Here is a 17,563-nt window from a genome sequence, read left to right on the forward strand (position 1 = left end):
CATGTGGAGTCTCACCACCGACCCGGGCGCAACCCTCGACGTCGACGTGCTCCGGCGCATCGGCGAGTTGGCCGGCGTGCAGACCTGGCCGGTCGTCCTCGACATGTGGGCCGCCGACGACGACACCGACGCAATGGCCACGAGTGCGACCGCGGCGGATCGCGAGATCCGCGCGCGCGGGCTGATCGACGGCGGCGAGCCGATCGCTTGGATGGCCACCGCGCTGCGGGTGCTGGCCGCGCCGGAACGGCAGATCGAGATGCGGATGCTGTTCGCAGTAGCGGGTGAAGAAACCGGGATTCGGCGAATCTGCCTGGCCCGCAACGGCCATGACCACGTTCTCGCCCGACGGCAGGGATCCCGTGTCGAACTTCGGCTGGTGGATGTGACCGCCGAGTCCGAGCTGGGCACGATCGTCGCCCGGGAGTTCCCGCCCGCCGAGAGCGCGCGGTTCGGTGGCCTGAGCGTCCCCGCCGACGAACTGGCGTCGCGGTTGGCGACCTGTCAGAGCGCCAACGACGCCGCGGATGCACTGCACGCACTCGGTGCGGTGAGTTCCGACGCAGTGGCCATCGCGACGGCGTTGACCAGCTGTCACACGCGCACCGAGATCGTCGGGGTCTCGTGGTCGGGCGGAGTCAGCACACAATCTTCTGGTGCTCTGGCCATCTTCGACACCGATCGGGGTCGGATCGTGGCCAGTCCCAGCAAGTCTCCGGACGGACGGGTGTGGACCACCCTTTCCGCGGGTAGCGGTCATCGGATCACGCAGGCCGTCGGCCTCTTGATCGAGACGCTGCCCGAGGGACGGTGGATGCCGTGAACCGGGCGGGGGGAATTGTCAGGGTATCTGTGCCGCCGGCGCCGGGAGCACCGCGAGTGGGCAGCTTTCCGCGGATACCACCGTGGCATCGACGACCGGTGCCGTAACACAGGAGGAGATCAAGCATGGCAGGTCAAGGACCGGCTTCAGGTGTGCATCTCGACGTAGGCAGCGCGCAGGCCACGTCGCAGGCGATCGCAGGGATCGTCGAGCAGATGCACGGGGTACTGCGCAAGATCCAGAGTTCGGCGGACAGTGGCATGGCGACCTGGGGCGGTACGGCTGCGAAGTCGTACAACACCACCCAGACGGATTGGAGTGGGACAGCAGCGAAGCTGCACGCGGCGCTCGATGACATCGAGGCGAAGCTGACCACGGGCTTCAAGGGTTATGCCGAGCACGACGAGAACATCGCGCAGGCGATCGCGTCGAGCACCGGTCACCTCAACCTCTGACACACCCCACACACCCGTAAGGAGTTCTTCATGTCCGAACCCATCAAGTACGACTTCGCCGGCATGGACGTGTTGTCCGGCGACCTGAATCAGCACTTCGTCGCTCTGGGACAGTTGGCGGATCAGTTGAAGTCTCAGGTGAACAACCTGAGCAACAACTGGATGTCGCAGGACGGCGCCGAGGCCTACCACGCCGCGCAGGCCCACTGGGACAAGCTGTTCGACGAAGCGCGCATGCAGCTCAGCGGACTCGGCCACGGCGTCGCCAACGCCGCCGAGCGGATGATGGGTGCCGACCGCGCCGTCGGCGCGACCTTCCACGCATAGCCCACTCGCGACGGGACCCACCGGGACTGGTTCTCCCGGTGGGTCTCGTCGTGTGTCCGGGCCGTGATGCGGGCAGTAGAGTCACTTTTCGGCACTGGGAATCGGATGAATCGGTCGCGCCGGAGAATGCGCGGGCAAGGAGATGTTTTCGTGTCTGTCGAGGGCTCCAAGCGGGCGATCGTCGCCGCGCTGCTGGCGAATGCGGGTATCGCACTGGCCAAGTTCGTCGGATTCCTGATCACCGGGTCGTCGTCGATGATCGCCGAGGCCGTGCACTCGGTCGCCGACACGTCGAACCAGGGCCTGTTGTTGCTCGGTCAGAACCGGGCAGGCAAAGAAGCCGACCGCCTGCATCCTTTCGGCTATGGGCGCAGTCGGTACTTCTACTCGTTCGTCGTCGCGCTTGTGCTCTTCAGCCTCGGGTCGTTGTTCGCGATCTACGAGGGGATCGAGAAGATCCGCCATGCAAACGATCACGGCCTCGACTCGCCGCTGGTCGCGGTCATCATCCTGCTCGTGGCGATCTGCCTGGAGGGCTACAGCTTCACCACCGCCTACCGTGAATCCAAACCGCTGAAGGGAGGCGCGTCGTGGTGGCGGTTCATCCGCAACTCGCGATCGCCCGAACTGCCGGTGGTGCTGCTGGAGGACAGCGGAGCGCTGATCGGTCTGCTCTTCGCCCTCGCCGGGGTGGGCCTGACCATGCTGACCGGCAATGCGGTCTGGGACGGGATCGGCACCCTGTGCATCGGTCTGCTGCTCGGTGTCATCGCGATCATCCTGATCGTGGAGATGAAGAGCCTGCTCATCGGTGAAGGTGCGACCGAGGCAGAGGAACGCGCCCTGTACGCCGCGCTGGAGTCCGGTGGCGTCGACCGGGTCATCCACATGAAGACCCAATACCTCGGTCCCGAAGAGATGCTGGTCGCAGCGAAGATCGCGATCCCGCCCGGCGCGGACGCGCAGACGGTGGCGACCACGATCGATGCCGCTGAGGTGCGGATACGCAACGCGGTCCCGCAGGCGCGGGTCATCTATCTCGAACCCGACATCGACCGGGCATCCACCCAGACGACGGCCTGAGTCACGGTCCGTGGGTGAACTACACAATTCACCCCGTACACGTGGTGACGGTCGGCTAGCGTTGGTGATCGCTTCACCAGACGTTCGCGACGATCGAGTCGGGCAGCGATCCTGACCGGACTCGGATAACGGGAGGTCCATCGAATGGCCAATCCGCTCACTCGCATCAAGTCCATCGAACAGTCGATGGCCGACACCGACGAACCCGAACATCAACTGCGCAAGAACCTGTCGGCCTGGAACCTGATCGTCTTCGGCGTCTCGGTCGTCATCGGCGCCGGCATCTTCACCATCACGGCATCGGTTGCCGGGGACAAGGCGGGACCGGCCATCTCGGTGTCCTTCGTGATGGCCGCGATTGCCTGCGCGCTCGCCGCGCTCTGCTATGCGGAGTTCGCCTCCACGGTCCCGGTGGCCGGATCGGCCTACACCTTCGGCTACGCGACGTTCGGCGAGTTCCTGGCCTGGATCCTGGGATGGGACCTCATCCTCGAGTTCGCGGTCGGCGCCGCGGTGGTCGCCAAGGGCTGGTCGAGCTACCTCGGCAGCGTTTTCGGGTTCGCTGGCGGCACGGTCGAGGTCGCGGGCCTCGATGTCGATTGGGGAGCGATCGCGATCATCGCGGTGGTCACGACGCTACTGGTCCTCGGGACGCGACTGTCGTCGCAGGTCTCGGCCGTCATCACCGCCATCAAGGTCGCGGTCGTGCTGATGGTGATCATCGTCGGCGCCTTCTACGTCAAGGCCGACAACTACACCCCGTTCGTGCCACCCGCCGAACACGGTGCCGGTACGGAGAAGTCGGTCGACTCGACGCTGTTCTCGTTGATCACCGGTGGCGGCGACTCGTCCTACGGCTGGTACGGCGTGTTGGCTGCGGCGTCCATCGTGTTCTTCGCATTCATCGGCTTCGACGTCGTCGCCACGACGGCCGAGGAGACCCGCAATCCGAAGAAGGACGTGCCGCGCGGCATTCTCGGCTCGCTGGCCATCGTCACCGTCCTCTACGTCCTGGTCACCATCGTCGTGACCGGCATGGTGAGCTACAAGCAACTCGCCACCGGCGACGGGGATGCGAAGAACCTCGCGGACGCCTTCGCGCTCAACGGGGTGACCTGGGCGGAGAAGATCATCGCGATCGGCGCGCTGGCCGGACTCACGACCGTGGTGATGGTCCTGATGTTGGGGCAATCGCGAGTGCTGTTCGCGATGTGCCGCGACGGTTTGCTCCCGCGCTCGATGTCGAAGACGAGTGCGCGCTTCGGTACACCGGCTCGGCTGACCATCCTGATCGGCGTCGTTGTTGCGATCGTCGCCGGGTTCTTCCCGATCAACAAGCTCGAGGAGATGGTGAACGTCGGGACGCTGTTCGCGTTCATCGTCGTCGCCGCGGGTGTCATGGTGTTGCGCCGGACCCGTCCCGACCTCGAGCGTGGGTTCACGGTGCCCGGCGGGCCGGTCATCCCGGTGCTGGCGGTCCTCGCGTGCCTGTGGCTGATGCTCAATCTGTCGGCCCTGACGTGGATCCGGTTCGTGGTGTGGATGGTGATCGGCATCGCGGTCTACTTCCTCTACAGCCAGCGCCATTCGATGGTCGGCAAACGTGAACGTGGTGAGGTCAGCGACAGCTTCGTCTGACCCGGAGAGGTGACGGACCGGGTCAGCTCCCGGAGATAGGTCGTCGGCCGGGGTCGGATAGCCTGAGTGGAACGCATTCCGCACTGAAATCGATCAGTGCCCGACGCGAACGACAAGGGGATTTGATGACGACTGCGCAGGCGCTGGCTGCCGACAGCCGCAACGGGATCGACTACAAGGTGGCCGACCTGTCCCTCGCGGACTTCGGCCGCAAGGAGATCGAACTGGCCGAGCACGAGATGCCGGGCCTGATGTCGCTGCGGCGCGAGAACGCGGATGTGTTGCCGCTCAAGGGCGCCCGCATCTCCGGATCGCTGCACATGACGGTGCAGACCGCAGTCCTCATCGAGACCCTGGTCGCGCTCGGCGCGCAGGTCCGTTGGGCATCGTGCAACATCTTCTCCACCCAGGATCACGCCGCGGCAGCTGTCGTGGTGGGGCCGCACGGCACACCTGATGAGCCCAAGGGCGTCCCGGTGTTCGCCTGGAAGGGCGAGTCCCTGGAGGAATACTGGTGGGCGGCCGAGCAGATGCTCACCTGGCCTGACGAGCCGGCGAACATGATTCTCGATGACGGCGGCGACGCCACGATGCTCGTGCTGCGTGGGGCGGAGTTCGAGAAGGCCGGTGTGGTGCCGCCCGCCGAGGACGATCATCCCGCCGAGTACAAGGTCTTCCTCGAACTGCTGCGCTCGCGATTCGAGTCCGACAAGACCAAGTGGACGACGATCGCGGACTCGGTCCAGGGCGTCACCGAGGAGACCACCACCGGCGTTCTGCGGCTGTACCAGTTCGCGGCGGCCGGCGAGTTGACCTTCCCCGCGATCAATGTCAACGACTCGGTCACCAAGTCGAAGTTCGACAACAAGTACGGCACCCGCCACTCGCTGATCGACGGCATCAACCGCGGCACCGACGTGCTGATCGGCGGCAAGAAGGTGCTGATCTGCGGCTATGGTGACGTGGGTAAGGGCTGCGCCGAGTCCTTGGCCGGGCAGGGCGCCCGCGTGCAGGTCACCGAGATCGATCCGATCAACGCGCTCCAGGCACTGATGGACGGTTTCGATGTCGTCACCGTCGAGCAGGCCATCAAGGACGCCGACATCGTGATCACCTCGACCGGTAACCTCGGCATCATCACGCTCGAGCACATGCGCGAGATGAAGCACCAGGCGATCCTCGGCAACATCGGCCACTTCGACAACGAGATCGACATGGCCGGTCTGGAGAACTCGGGCGCGAAGCGGATCAACATCAAGCCGCAGGTCGATCAGTGGATTTTCGACAGCGGCAAGTCGATCATCGTGCTGTCCGAGGGACGTCTGCTGAACCTGGGTAACGCGACGGGTCACCCGTCGTTCGTGATGAGCAACAGCTTCTCCAACCAGGTCATCGCGCAGATCGAGTTGTGGACCAAGAACGACGAGTACGACAACGAGGTCTACCGCCTGCCCAAGCACCTGGACGAGAAGGTCGCCCGCATCCACGTCGAGGCGCTCGGTGGCACGCTGACCAAGCTCACCAAGGAGCAGGCCGAGTACATCAACGTCGACGTCGAAGGCCCTTACAAGCCCGACCACTATCGGTACTAGTCGCGCGGGCCAACCCTCGCCGGCATCGCTGCCCAGCACGGGAGCGGCCGCCCGACGTCCCGACGCGCCCAGCACGGTAGTCGCGGAAGCCGACCTCCCGACGCGCCCAGCACGGTGGTCGCGGAGCCCGACCTCCCGACGCGCCCAGCACGGTAGTCGACAGAACCCAGAATTTCACCGAGCGAACCCACCGCGATCCCGAATCGCACCCGACAGGGGAACCGTGGGTTCTGTCGGCGCGAAGCTGGGTTCTGTCGGCGCGAAGCTGGGTTCTGTCGGCGCGAAGCTGGGTTCTGTCGGCGCGAAGCTGGGTTCTGTCGGCGCGAAGCTGGGTTCTGTCGGCGCGAAGCGAGGTTCTGTCGGCGTGAAAAGACGAAAGCGCTACGTCCCGATATCCGGTTCGGCACCCGGGCACACGTACCAGGTGCCGTCCTCGCGCGCGAAGTTCTCGTCGTCCTGCTTGGTGGTGGATCGCTGGTTGCCGAGTTCGAGGTGGGTGGTCACCTTCGATTCGGCAGAGTCTCCGGTCACGGTGACCTGACTCAGTTCCTCGAGGACGACGTTGCCGGTGATGTCGAGCGGTTCGGTGACCTGCGGGCGCACCGCGCTGCACACTGCGCCCTGAATCCTGCCGACGTTGCGTGAGTTCACCGCGTCGACGAAGGCCTGCATCGCGGTCCGGATGGCGATGAGGTCGGCCTGACTGGCAGGGGTCCCTGCTACGCCGGGCGCCGCGGTGGTCGTGGGGGCCGGTGTGTTCGTGGCGACGGGATCGTCGGAAGGGGCGGCGGTCCGGAACGCGACGGTCACGACCAGGACCGCCACCGCCAGGACGGCGAGTACGCCGACCACGATTCCGGCGATCATGCCGCCGTTTCGACGTGGCGGTGGCGGAGGCGGGAAGGGCGGCAGGTGCCCGCCCGGGAAGGGTGCGCCGGGAAACGGGGCACCCGGGGGTGCCTGATACGGGGGTGGCCCGCTCGGATACATCGGCGGGGCCGGGGGTGGTGCTGCTCGAAATGGTTCCTGGGCCACGGAATCCGGGCGGCTGTGGCGGTGAGGCGGAGGCGCATCGGGACCGGGGCTCGGTGCAAACCATTGAGGGTGGGCCTGTGGCGGCACGGTCTGGGGATGGGGCGGTGGGGTCGAGGCCTGCGGGCCGGGAGGCGGGGAACCCGGCGGCGGAGCGCCGGGTGGCTGCTGGTAGGTCAAGGCGCATCCTTCCCGCGGTGGGCTGGAACTTCCAGGCTATCGAAATCGCAGGTGATCGGCACGGAGGTCATTCGTCGAGTAGACGCACCGCGAGGTCGTCGGTCCCGCTGTCGGCGGTCGACATCCACGGTGACATCCAATTGTTCTGGGCGAGTTGCCGATACACCGCGTCCACGCGATGCTGGAGTTCCTGGTCGCGTTCGTAGGCGTCGCGGGGCCGGGTCGCGTCGGTCGCGGCGCGATGCGCCGCCCGATCCATGGCCACCTTCGGTGGAACACCGAGCAGCACATGATGGTCGGGAACCGGCAGGCCGAATCGGCCGAACTCGATGTCTCTGACCCAATCGACCATCTCGCCGTCGGCGTCCTGTTCGAGCCGCGCGGCGTTGTACGCGGCGTTCGACGCCACGTACCGATCGAGCAGCACGATGTCGTGATCGGCGATGGCACGGCGGATCTCGTCGGCCGCGCCGGCCCGGTCGAGGGCGAACATGAGGGCCATCGCGTACACGCTGTCGCGCAGATCCCCGTGCCGGCCGTGCAGGGCCTCGGCGGCGAGGTCGGCGGTCACCGATTCGCCGTAGCGGGGGAAGGTCAGGGTCCACACCCGGACGCCGTCTCGTCGCCATCGATCGACCAGCGCGGACACGAGAGTGTTCTTGCCCGCGCCGTCGAGTCCCTCGACCGCTATGAGTTGGCCCACGTGGGGGATCGTAACGTCATCGGGATCGTGTTCCGGGAGGGGCCGTGACGGTGCGTCGCGGAGTGACGGCGAGCCGGGTTCGGCGCGTCATCTCCGCGGTTGAGTCACGAAAGTGTCACCATTGGATACATGAAGCCTCGCATTCTCGTCGTCGACGACGACGCCGCACTCGCCGAGATGCTCACGATCGTGCTGCGGGGTGAAGGTTTCGAACCGTTCGTGGTCGGCGACGGCACCCAGGCGTTGACGGCGGTGCGGGAGATCCGCCCCGATCTGGTGTTGCTGGACCTGATGCTCCCGGGGATGAACGGCATCGACGTCTGCCGGGTTCTGCGCGCCGACTCCGGTGTGCCGATCGTGATGCTCACCGCGAAGTCCGACACCGTCGACGTCGTGCTGGGCCTGGAGTCCGGCGCCGACGACTACATGGTCAAGCCGTTCAAACCGAAGGAACTCGTGGCCCGGGTCCGCGCCCGTCTGCGCCGTACCGACGAGGAACCCGCGGAGCTGCTGTCGATCGGGCCCGTCGAGATCGACGTTCCCGCGCACAAGGTGACCCGTGATGGCGTTCCCATCTCGCTGACGCCGCTGGAGTTCGATCTGCTGGTCGCGCTGGCGCGCAAGCCGCGGCAGGTGTTCACCCGCGACGTACTGCTGGAGCAGGTGTGGGGCTACCGCCATCCGGCGGACACTAGACTCGTGAACGTGCATGTCCAGCGTCTGCGAGCGAAGGTCGAAACCGACCCGGAGAACCCTGAGGTCGTATTGACGGTGAGGGGGGTCGGCTACAAGGCCGGCCCGCCGTGATCGGTCGACCCAGACGTCGCGTCAACAGCACCTTCGGGCGCATCACCCGCGCTGCGAGCAGGATCGGTCGAGCCTTCGGGCGGATCTGGCGCCGATCCCTGCAGCTGCGTGTGGTGGTGTCGACGTTGGTGCTGTCTTTTGTCGTCATCTTGATCCTGGTGTTCGTGCTGATCAGCCAGATCACCGATCGGCTGCTGGATGTGAAACTGACCGCCGCCACCGAAGAGGTCGAGCGGGCCCGAATCGCCGTCGAGCGCGACCTGGCCAGCAGCGACGGCAACATGTCGGTGCAGAACCGGCTCCGACAGACCCGATCGCTGCTCACCGACCGTGACGTCGACACCACGGAGAATTCCGGCACGGTCGGGACATTCGACACCGTCCTGCTGGTCCCCGGTTCGGCGGAGGACGGCACCGACAGCGGCGTCGGTCCCATCGCGGAGATTCCCGACAACCTGCGGGACATGGTGAAGGGCGGGCAGGTCGCCTATCAGTACTCGTCCATCCCGACCGCGTCCGGCGGTTCCGAACCCGCGCTCATCGTCGGGACACCCACGAATGCGGCGGTGGCCGGGCTCGAGTTGTATCTCGTGTTTCCGCTGACCAGTGAACAGAACACCGTCGACCTCGTGCGCGGAACGCTCGTGACCGGTGCGGTGGTGTTGCTGGGTCTGCTCGCGGCCATCGCCTGGCTGGTCTCGCGGCAGGTGGTGTTGCCGGTCCGGTCCGCATCCCGGATCGCGGTACGGTTCGCCGACGGCCGGCTCAAGGAACGGATGCCGGTCCGCGGTGAGGACGACATGGCCCGCCTGGCGATGTCGTTCAACGACATGGCGGAGAGTCTGTCGAAACAGATCACCCATCTCGAGGAGTTCGGCGGGCTGCAACGCCAGTTCACCTCCGATGTCAGCCATGAGCTGCGCACGCCGCTGACCACGGTGCGCATGGCCAGTGATGTGCTCTACGAGGGCCGCGACGAGCTGGACCCGGTGCGCAAGCGGTCGGTCGAACTCCTCGACAAAGAGCTGGACCGGTTCGAGACGCTGCTCAACGAGCTGCTGGAGATCTCGCGGCACGATGCCGGCATGGCCGAGCTCGCGGCCGAGCGGATGGACATGGCGATCCCGATCGACGGTGCGCTCGCGACGGTGAGTCACCTGGCCGAGGAGACCGGCACCGAACTGGTCCTGGACCTTCCCACCGAGCCGGTCATCGCGGAGATCGATCCGCGCCGAGTGGAGCGGATCCTGCGAAACCTGCTGGCCAACGCGATCGATCACGGCGAGCGCAAACCCGTGGTCCTCACCATGCGGTCCGACGGTGACGCGGTGGCGATCACGGTTCGCGACAACGGCATCGGATTGCGGCCGGGCGAGGAGAAGCTCGTCTTCAACCGCTTCTGGCGTTCGGACCCGTCCCGGTTCCGCCGATCCGGCGGCACCGGTCTGGGACTCGCGATCAGTATCGAGGACGCCCGCCTGCATCAGGGACGGTTGGAGGCGTGGGGTGAGCCGGGCAAGGGCGCCTGCTTCCGGTTGACACTTCCGCTGGAGCGAGGACACAAGGTGCTGGGCAGTCCGCTGCCGCTCAAGCCGGTCGGTGGAACGCTCGCCCGTTCCGCGGCCGCCGCGCGGTCTGCCGCGGTGAAGGAGACCGACGCCGTGCCCGAACCCGAGGACGGGCCGCCTGATCCGACGCCGTCGGAGTCCAGCACCGGGGGAGGTGGCCGTGGCGCCGACTGACCGTGGTGCGCGCCGGCGCGGTGGCCGGCGCGTGATCGGACTGCTGGTGCTGATCCTGGTCGCGTCGACCTGCGTGGTGGCCGGATGCGGCTCGATCCCCAACAGTTCCTCACCCCAGCCGATCACCGCATTCGAACAGCAGGGCCCCACCAACGCGGTTCCGGTACCGCAACCCGACATGGACCCCGAGTCGCTGATCCGCGCCTTCCTCAAGGCGACCGCCGACCCCGATTCAGGGCATCGTGCGGCACGAAACTTCCTCACGACAGCGGCCTCGGAGCAATGGGACGACCGCGGTGACATGCTCATCGTCGACGAGATCAACATCTTCGTCGACCAGCGCAGCGAGGACGCGGTACGTCTGCGGCTGATCGGCGACAACGTCGGAACACTGAAGACGGACGGCCAACTGCTCCCGGCGACGGGACGGGTCGAGACGACGCTGTCCCTGGCCCGGGTGGGTGACGAATGGCGGATCGACGGACCGCTCCCGAACGGGACGATGATCGACCGCAATCAGTTCGACTCCGCCTATCGTGGCGTCAACCTGTATTTCACCGATCGCAGCCTGCAGCACCTGGTCGCCGACCCGAGGTGGCTCTACTCCGGCAAGGATGCCGAGCCGACCGAGCTGATCAACCATCTGATCGCCGGGCCGTCATCGGAACTCGCGGGTTCGGTCGACAGCGGCTTCCCCAACGGTTCCGCGCTGCGCGGCCCGGTGATCTCGATGTCCGACGGTGGGGTGCGGATCGAGCTGACCGGGATCGGGTCGAGTTCGACGCGAGACCGCACCGCGATGGCGGCGCAGATCATCTGGACACTCGACTCGGCAGACATCGGTGGTCCGTATGTCATCAACGCCGACGGCGGGCCGCTGATCCCGGAGCGGGCGTCCGGATGGCAGACGGCGGACGTGAAGTCGTTCGATCCGTCGTCGGTTCCGTCCACCGACGTCGGACTGAACATCATCCGTTCCGGTGCACTTCTCAAGGTCACCGACTCGGGCACGGTGCCGGTCGACGGGCCGCTGGGCAGGACCCGCGACGTGCGGTCGGCGGTCATCTCCTCGGATGGTCAACGCTCGGCCGCGGTCCTGGCGCACACCGGTGCGGGACCGCGGCTGGACCTGGTGATCGGCCCGTACGGCTCCGACCAGGGCGTGGTGGTCTCGGGGGATTCGATCACCCGGCCATCGTTCGCGCAGGATTCCAACACGGTGTGGGCGGTGGTCGACGGTCGTCCGGTGCAGTGGGTGCGCGACGAGACCGGCGACAGCACCCGCCTGACGACGGTGGACGCCGCCTCGATCGCGACCGTGGCACGCGGCCCGATCACCGAGCTGCAAGTGGCACCGGACGGTGTGCGTGCCGCTCTCATCGTCGGCGGGCAGGTGGTGTTCGCGGTGGTGTCCACCAACGCCGACGGCGGGATGTCGTTGACCAGCCCGAGGATCGCCGCCTACAACATCGGTGGCCAGGCCGTGTCGCTGGACTGGGCGTCGCCGACCACGGTGATGGTGGCCCGCAGTGCACTCGAATCTCCGGTGGTGCAGTTGTCGATCAACGGCACACCCGCGGTCGGGCTGCTCTCGGGCAACCTCTCGCCACCGGTGCGGGCGGTCGTGGCCGACCAGTCGACCGTCTACGTCGGCGACACCCACGGGGTACTCCGGCTCGGCAGCTCGCACGGCCAGCCCGACCAGTACTGGACCGAGGTCGAGCCCGCGATGGCACCCGACGCCATCCCGGTTCTGCCCTGAGGACTCGGGCGCTCAGGCTCCCGCGACGACCATCACGGCATTCAGCGTCACCCCGTGCGCGGCGAGGACACGTGCCGACTCGGCCGCGGTGGCACCGGTGGTGAGGATGTCGTCGACCAATATCGCTGTGCCGATCGGCTGGCGGAGCAGATGAGTGCGCGAACCCCGCACCCGAATGCTGCCGGACAGGTTCGCCACCCGCTCGCGTGCGTCGAGGCCGGCGGAATCCCGGGCACCCATGGCGGTGAACAGCAGGTCGGCGACCCGGACGCGTGGGCCGAGCTGGACCGCGGTCGCCCGGGCGATCGCGGTGGCGTGATCGCCTCCGCGACGGCGTGCCGACGCGGACCGGGTCGGTGCCGGGATCAGGGTCAGGCGGTTGGTATCGGGTAACTCCTCCCAGTGCGCCAGCGTGGCGATGCCCCGGGCCAGCGCCAGGCCCAGTGGTGCGCACAGGTCTCGCCGGCCATGCTCCTTCACCGATATCAGCGCCCGACGGTAGGGGCCGCGATACCGCCCGAGCGCCCACGCATCGACGCCGACCTCGACGCGTGGTTCGAGCCGCACCGGGGTGTCGGCGAGCACCGCGGCGCACCCGTCACACCACGGGACACCCGGAGCGTCGCAACCGCCGCAGACCGTGGGCACCATCAGGTCGGCGCCGGAGGTCAGAATCTCCACGGTGCGCGCGGCCAGACCGCGTCGTCCTCGGTTCATCAGGTGATCGTGCCGGACCGATCCGGGCAATCCGTGGCGAACCGGCACCTGCTCCGGAAATGTGGATGACGGGACGTTTGGGGACAACGAGCCGGGACCTCCGTCCTGTCTCGTGCGCATACACGCCGATGTTGGCCCGAAACGTGGCCAGTAGGCGAACTTCGGGCTACGGTCGAAGGCACAGAAGGTAGCCGCCGCTTTTCGCGAGGAGGTGAGGCCCCTGCCCGTGAGTGCCAGCCGTCGGCTGGCATGGCCACGATTCCTATCCGACGACGAAGGCGTCAGCGAGACAACGGATCTGATACGTCGCTGCACCCAGTGCCAAATCTCTTCTCCCGGGGACCTGGCGGTAGTTCCCGCAGGCATTTGCAGGAGCGGACCATTCCGCCCAGGGCGACGTCCCCCCCATTGCGGCACACTGCCGCCACTACCGGTGGGTGATCGGGTTCGCGCAGCTGGCCCTCTGCGTGGTTCGGACGTGGAACCATCTGAAGGAGGAAGTTGTTTATGTCAACAGTCATCCATCGAAAAGGCCATCGCGAATCGAAGGTCGGCGAGCAACGCCCCGCCGATTCCGTCCGGGACGCCGCGACTGACAGTCAGTCCGGTGAAGACCCGGCGTTCGACCCCAGTTTCGCGTTCGTCCGTCCTGCCGGAACCGTCGACGCCGACGAACCCGCCGAACCGACGGCCACGGTCGTATTCAACGGCCGTAACGTCGAGATACCCGGGCACTACCGAATCTATGTGGGAGACAAGCTAGCTCGGCTCGAGCGCTTCGACCCTTCCATCTTCCGCTTCGACGTCGAGCTGTTCCACGAACGCAACCGTCGGCAATCGAAGGTGTGTCAACAGGTCGAGATCACCGCGATCGGCAAGGGTCCCAAGGCGCGCGCGCAGGCGTGCGGTGAGAACTTCTACGCGGCCCTCGAAGGAGCACTCGACAAGCTCGAGTCCCGATTGCGCCGCGTCAAGGACCGTCGGCGGGTGTCCTACGGGAACCGGCGGCCCATCTCGGTCGCCGAGGCCACCGAGATCGGTGCCCCCCAGCTGCGGGACAACCAGCTCACCGTCCAGCCCGACGCCACCGGCTCGGCCGACGTCGAGAAGTCCTGGGACGACGGCGTCGAGGAGCACACTCCCGGACACGTCGTACGGATCAAGGAGCACGAAGCGGTCCCGATGTCGGTGGATGACGCCCTCTACGAGATGGAACTCGTCGGTCACGACTTCTTCCTGTTCCACGACAAGGAGACGGATCAGGCGTCGGTGGTCTATCGGCGCCACGCCTTCGACTACGGGCTCATCCGTCTCGCCTGACCGGGTCTCGTCCGGTGCGATGTAACACCTGATCGCAGCACCGATCAGGTTGCACTTAGGCGAGCTGAGTACCATGGGATCCGGCCTGCGCTGGTTGCAGGCCGGATTTCGTGTGTAGTCGACATGAGTGAGGGACTCGATCCACGGTGCTGAACAAGCTGTTGCGTGTCGGTGAAGGCCGCATGGTCAAGCGTCTCGATGCGATCGCATCGCACGTCGAAGCGCTGTCCGACGAGGTCGAGGCTCTGACCGACGACGAACTGCGCGCGAAGACCGACGAGTTCAAGGAGCGCATCGCCGACGGCGCGGACCTCGACGAGCTGCTCCCCGAGGCCTTTGCGGTGGCCCGCGAAGCCGCCTGGCGGGTACTCGAGCAGAAGCACTTCCACGTCCAGATCATGGGCGGTGCGGCGCTGCATTACGGCAACATCGCCGAGATGAAGACGGGTGAGGGCAAGACCCTCACCTGTGTGCTGCCGGCCTACCTCAACGCCCTGGCGGGTGATGGCGTGCACGTCGTCACCGTCAACGACTACCTGGCCAAGCGTGACGCGGAGTGGATGGGGCGTGTCCACCGCTTCCTCGGCCTCGATACCGCGGTGATCCTCACCGGGATGAGCCCCGACCAGCGTCGCGAGGCGTATGCCGCCGACATCACCTACGGCACCAACAACGAGTTCGGCTTCGACTACCTGCGCGACAACATGGCGCACTCACTGGCGGAGTTGGTGCAGCGCGGGCACAACTACGCGATCGTCGACGAGGTCGACTCGATCCTCGTCGACGAGGCCCGTACCCCGCTGATCATCTCGGGTCCCGCCGAGGGGTCGAGCAAGTGGTATCTCGAGTTCGCCCGTATCGCACCGCTTCTCGAGCGCGACGTGCACTACGAGGTCGACATCAAGAAGAAGACCATTGGTGTACACGAGGCGGGTGTCGAGTTCGTCGAGGATCAGCTCGGCATCGACAATCTCTACGAGGCCGCCAACTCCCCGCTGGTCAGCTATCTGAACAACGCCATCAAGGTCAAGGAACACTTCCACCGCGACAAGGACTACATCGTCCGCAACGGTGAGGTGCTCATCGTCGACGAGTTCACCGGTCGCGTCCTGGACGGCCGCCGGTTCAACGAAGGCCTGCACCAGGCGATCGAGGCCAAGGAACACGTCGAGATCAAGGCGGAGAACCAGACCCTGGCGACGATCACCCTGCAGAACTACTTCCGCATGTACGACAAGCTGGCCGGCATGACGGGCACCGCCGAGACCGAGGCCGCCGAGTTCGACCAGATCTACAAGCTCGGTGTGCTGCCGATCCCGACGAACAAGCCGATGATCCGCAAGGATCAGACCGACCTCATCTACAAGACCGAAGAGGCCAAGTTCGCCGCGGTCGTCGACGACATCACCGAGCGTCATCAGGTCGGCCAACCGGTGCTGATCGGTACCACCAGCGTCGAGCGTTCGGAGTATCTGTCCCGGCAGCTGGCCAAACGTGACATCCCGCACAACGTGCTCAACGCAAAGTTCCACGAGCAGGAGGCGCAGATCATCGCCGAGGCCGGTCGTACCGGCGCGGTGACCGTCGCCACCAACATGGCGGGTCGCGGTACCGACGTCGTGCTCGGCGGTAATCCCGACATCCTGGCCGACATCCGCCTGCGCAAGGCCGGACTCGACCCGGTGAACACGCCCGACGATTACGAGGAGGCGTGGCCTGAGGCGATCGAGGTGGCCCGCGCCGCCGCAGCCGACGAGGCAGAGGCGGTCAAGGAGGCCGGCGGCCTCTATGTGCTGGGTACCGAGCGTCACGAGTCACGACGCATCGACAATCAGCTGCGCGGCCGTTCGGGCCGTCAGGGTGACCCGGGCGAATCGCGCTTCTACCTCTCGCTCGGCGACGAGCTGATGCGGCGCTTCAACGGTGCCGCGCTCGAATCGATCATGAACCGGGTCAACCTGCCCGATGACGTGCCGATCGAGGCGAAGATGGTCACCAAGGCCATCCGCAGTGCACAGACGCAGGTCGAGCAGCAGAACTTCGAGGTCCGCAAGAACGTCCTCAAGTACGACGAGGTGATGAACGAGCAGCGCAAGGTCATCTATGGCGAGCGTCGCCGCATCCTCGAGGGCGAGGACCACCGCGAGCAGGTTCAGACCATGATCGACGACGTGGTCACCGCCTATGTCCAGGGCGCCACCGCCGAGGGATACGCCGAGGATTGGGATCTCGACGAGCTCTGGAACGCGCTGCGCACGCTGTATCCGATCTCCCTGGACCCGAAGGAGGTCGTCGGCGAGAACGAGTTCGGTGAGCGCGACGACATCAGCGCGGAAGATCTCGAGGAGATCTTGATCGGCGATGCGCGCAAGGCCTACGAGGCGCGTGAGGCCGAGATCGAGCAGATCGCCGGCGAGGGCGCCATGCGTCAGCTCGAACGCACGATTCTGCTGACCGTTCTGGACCGCAAATGGCAGGACCACCTCTACGAGATGGACTACCTGCGCGAAGGTATCCACCTGCGGTCGATGGCCCAGCGCGACCCGGTGGTGGAGTATCAGCGCGAGGGATACGACATGTTCAGCGGCATGCTCGAGGGGCTCAAGGAGGAGGCTCTCGGGTTCCTGTTCAACGTGCAGGTGCAGACCGAGCAGGCCCCGGCGCCGACGCCGGGCCCGGTCGCGCAGATTCCGATCCCCACGCCCGCACCGGCCGGTGTCGCCGGCAACGGCAGCGCCCCGGCAGCGGCAGACGCGCAGCAGGACGTGCCGCCCGCGCTGCGGGCCGTCGGCGTCGAACAGTCCGAGGTCCCGATGACCTATTCGGGTCCCGCCGAGGGTGGCGGAACGGAGATCCATTCCGAGGACGAGGAGCTCGACGACCCGGCGCTGGTCTCTGCCACTCGCCGCGAACGTCGGGCCGCGGCTCGCGAGACCGCCAAGAGCGGTCGCGCCAAGCCGCCGAAGGCACGCAAGAAGCGTCGCTGAGCGTCACCCGTCGTTCCCTGAGGAGCCTGCGAGCCTGCGAGGATGCGTCACCCCACGCTCCCTGAGGAGCCTGCGAGGATGCGTCACCCCACGCTCCCTGAGGAGCCTCCGAGCCTGCGAGGATGCCTCACCCCACGCTCCCTGAGGAGCCTCCGAGCCTGCGAGGATGCGTCACGAAGGGCGGCCCTTCGTGACGGTCCTCCGCTGGCGCTCCGGACCTCCTCAGGGATCGGGTGGAATTTTGGTGGCGAGGCCGGTGTTGGTCTCATCACCCGATTCGTGGTGCAGGTGTCAAGAGCGAGCCTGCGAGCGTCCCCGCCCGGTCCCTGAGGCGCCGCCCTGAGGAGCGAGCTTGCGAGCGTCACGAAGGGAGCGAGCTCGCGAGCGTCACCACC

Annotated in this window: 14 protein-coding genes; 11 read left to right on the top strand and 3 right to left on the bottom strand. The window is 66.5% G+C overall.

Annotated features, from left to right (window positions below; genetic code table 11):
- The first annotated feature begins 1 nt into the window (after position 1).
- The 6 genes from AC4AMJ_RS04595 to ahcY all read left to right on the top strand — a co-directional run bounded on the left by AC4AMJ_RS04595 (position 2) and on the right by ahcY (position 5,918).
- Positions 2 to 823: an ESX secretion-associated protein EspG gene (locus AC4AMJ_RS04595; protein ID WP_489917372.1), complete on the top strand. Its 822-nt coding sequence runs from the start codon at positions 2 to 4 to the stop codon at positions 821 to 823.
- A gap of 125 nt (positions 824 to 948) precedes the next feature.
- Complete coding sequence (locus AC4AMJ_RS04600; RefSeq protein WP_489896745.1) at positions 949 to 1,278, top strand: WXG100 family type VII secretion target; 330 nt, start codon at positions 949 to 951, stop codon at positions 1,276 to 1,278.
- 30 nt (positions 1,279 to 1,308) lie between these two features.
- The gene (locus AC4AMJ_RS04605; protein WP_489896744.1) at positions 1,309 to 1,605 is read left to right on the top strand and encodes a WXG100 family type VII secretion target; all 297 of its coding nucleotides are present in this window, start codon (positions 1,309 to 1,311) and stop codon (positions 1,603 to 1,605) included.
- 150 nt (positions 1,606 to 1,755) lie between these two features.
- On the top strand, positions 1,756 to 2,688 hold the full coding sequence (locus AC4AMJ_RS04610; protein WP_489917373.1) for a cation diffusion facilitator family transporter: 933 nt from the start codon (positions 1,756 to 1,758) through the stop codon (positions 2,686 to 2,688).
- A 144-nt stretch (positions 2,689 to 2,832) separates the two neighbouring features.
- A complete protein-coding gene (locus tag AC4AMJ_RS04615) occupies positions 2,833 to 4,326 on the top strand; it encodes an amino acid permease (RefSeq protein ID WP_489896742.1) in 1,494 nt (497 codons plus the stop codon).
- Positions 4,327 to 4,451: 125 nt separating this feature from the next.
- Entirely contained in the window at positions 4,452 to 5,918 is a 1,467-nt protein-coding gene (gene ahcY / locus AC4AMJ_RS04620; RefSeq protein WP_489917374.1) for an adenosylhomocysteinase, read from the top strand.
- 381 nt (positions 5,919 to 6,299) lie between these two features.
- Here ahcY and AC4AMJ_RS04625 read toward each other — a convergent pair whose 3' ends face one another.
- Together AC4AMJ_RS04625 and AC4AMJ_RS04630 are read right to left on the bottom strand one after the other, a co-directional pair.
- Positions 6,300 to 6,785, bottom strand: coding sequence for an Rv0361 family membrane protein (locus AC4AMJ_RS04625; protein WP_489896740.1), 486 nt, complete (start codon positions 6,783 to 6,785; stop codon positions 6,300 to 6,302).
- 412 nt (positions 6,786 to 7,197) lie between these two features.
- On the bottom strand, positions 7,198 to 7,833 hold the full coding sequence (locus AC4AMJ_RS04630; protein WP_489896739.1) for a dTMP kinase: 636 nt from the start codon (positions 7,831 to 7,833) through the stop codon (positions 7,198 to 7,200).
- Positions 7,834 to 7,962: 129 nt separating this feature from the next.
- Between AC4AMJ_RS04630 and mtrA the strand changes: the two genes are divergently transcribed.
- The 3 genes from mtrA to lpqB are packed head-to-tail and all read left to right on the top strand — an operon-like array spanning position 7,963 to position 12,144.
- Positions 7,963 to 8,640 carry an MtrAB system response regulator MtrA gene (gene mtrA, locus AC4AMJ_RS04635; RefSeq protein ID WP_004023513.1) on the top strand — a complete coding sequence of 226 codons (678 nt, stop codon included), beginning with the start codon at positions 7,963 to 7,965 and terminating at the stop codon, positions 8,638 to 8,640.
- Positions 8,637 to 10,382, top strand: a complete 1,746-nt coding sequence (mtrB, locus tag AC4AMJ_RS04640) for an MtrAB system histidine kinase MtrB (RefSeq protein WP_489896738.1) — start codon at positions 8,637 to 8,639, stop codon at positions 10,380 to 10,382. The genes mtrA and mtrB overlap by 4 nt, the downstream gene beginning before the upstream one ends.
- The gene (gene lpqB / locus AC4AMJ_RS04645) at positions 10,369 to 12,144 is read left to right on the top strand and encodes an MtrAB system accessory lipoprotein LpqB (RefSeq protein ID WP_489896737.1); all 1,776 of its coding nucleotides are present in this window, start codon (positions 10,369 to 10,371) and stop codon (positions 12,142 to 12,144) included. Before mtrB ends, lpqB begins: the two co-directional genes overlap by 14 nt.
- A gap of 12 nt (positions 12,145 to 12,156) precedes the next feature.
- Here lpqB and AC4AMJ_RS04650 read toward each other — a convergent pair whose 3' ends face one another.
- Positions 12,157 to 12,861 (bottom strand): ComF family protein, encoded by a 705-nt coding sequence (locus AC4AMJ_RS04650; protein ID WP_489917375.1) that lies wholly within the window; start codon positions 12,859 to 12,861, stop codon positions 12,157 to 12,159.
- A gap of 507 nt (positions 12,862 to 13,368) precedes the next feature.
- On the opposite strand from AC4AMJ_RS04650, the gene hpf reads away from it, so the two are divergent.
- Positions 13,369 to 14,181, top strand: coding sequence for a ribosome hibernation-promoting factor, HPF/YfiA family (gene hpf, locus AC4AMJ_RS04655; protein ID WP_489896735.1), 813 nt, complete (start codon positions 13,369 to 13,371; stop codon positions 14,179 to 14,181).
- A 146-nt stretch (positions 14,182 to 14,327) separates the two neighbouring features.
- Positions 14,328 to 17,168, top strand: a complete 2,841-nt coding sequence (gene secA / locus AC4AMJ_RS04660) for a preprotein translocase subunit SecA (protein WP_489917376.1) — start codon at positions 14,328 to 14,330, stop codon at positions 17,166 to 17,168.
- Positions 17,169 to 17,563: the final 395 nt, after the last annotated feature.

The sequence above is a fragment of the Gordonia sp. LMA484 genome (assembly GCF_058129505.1).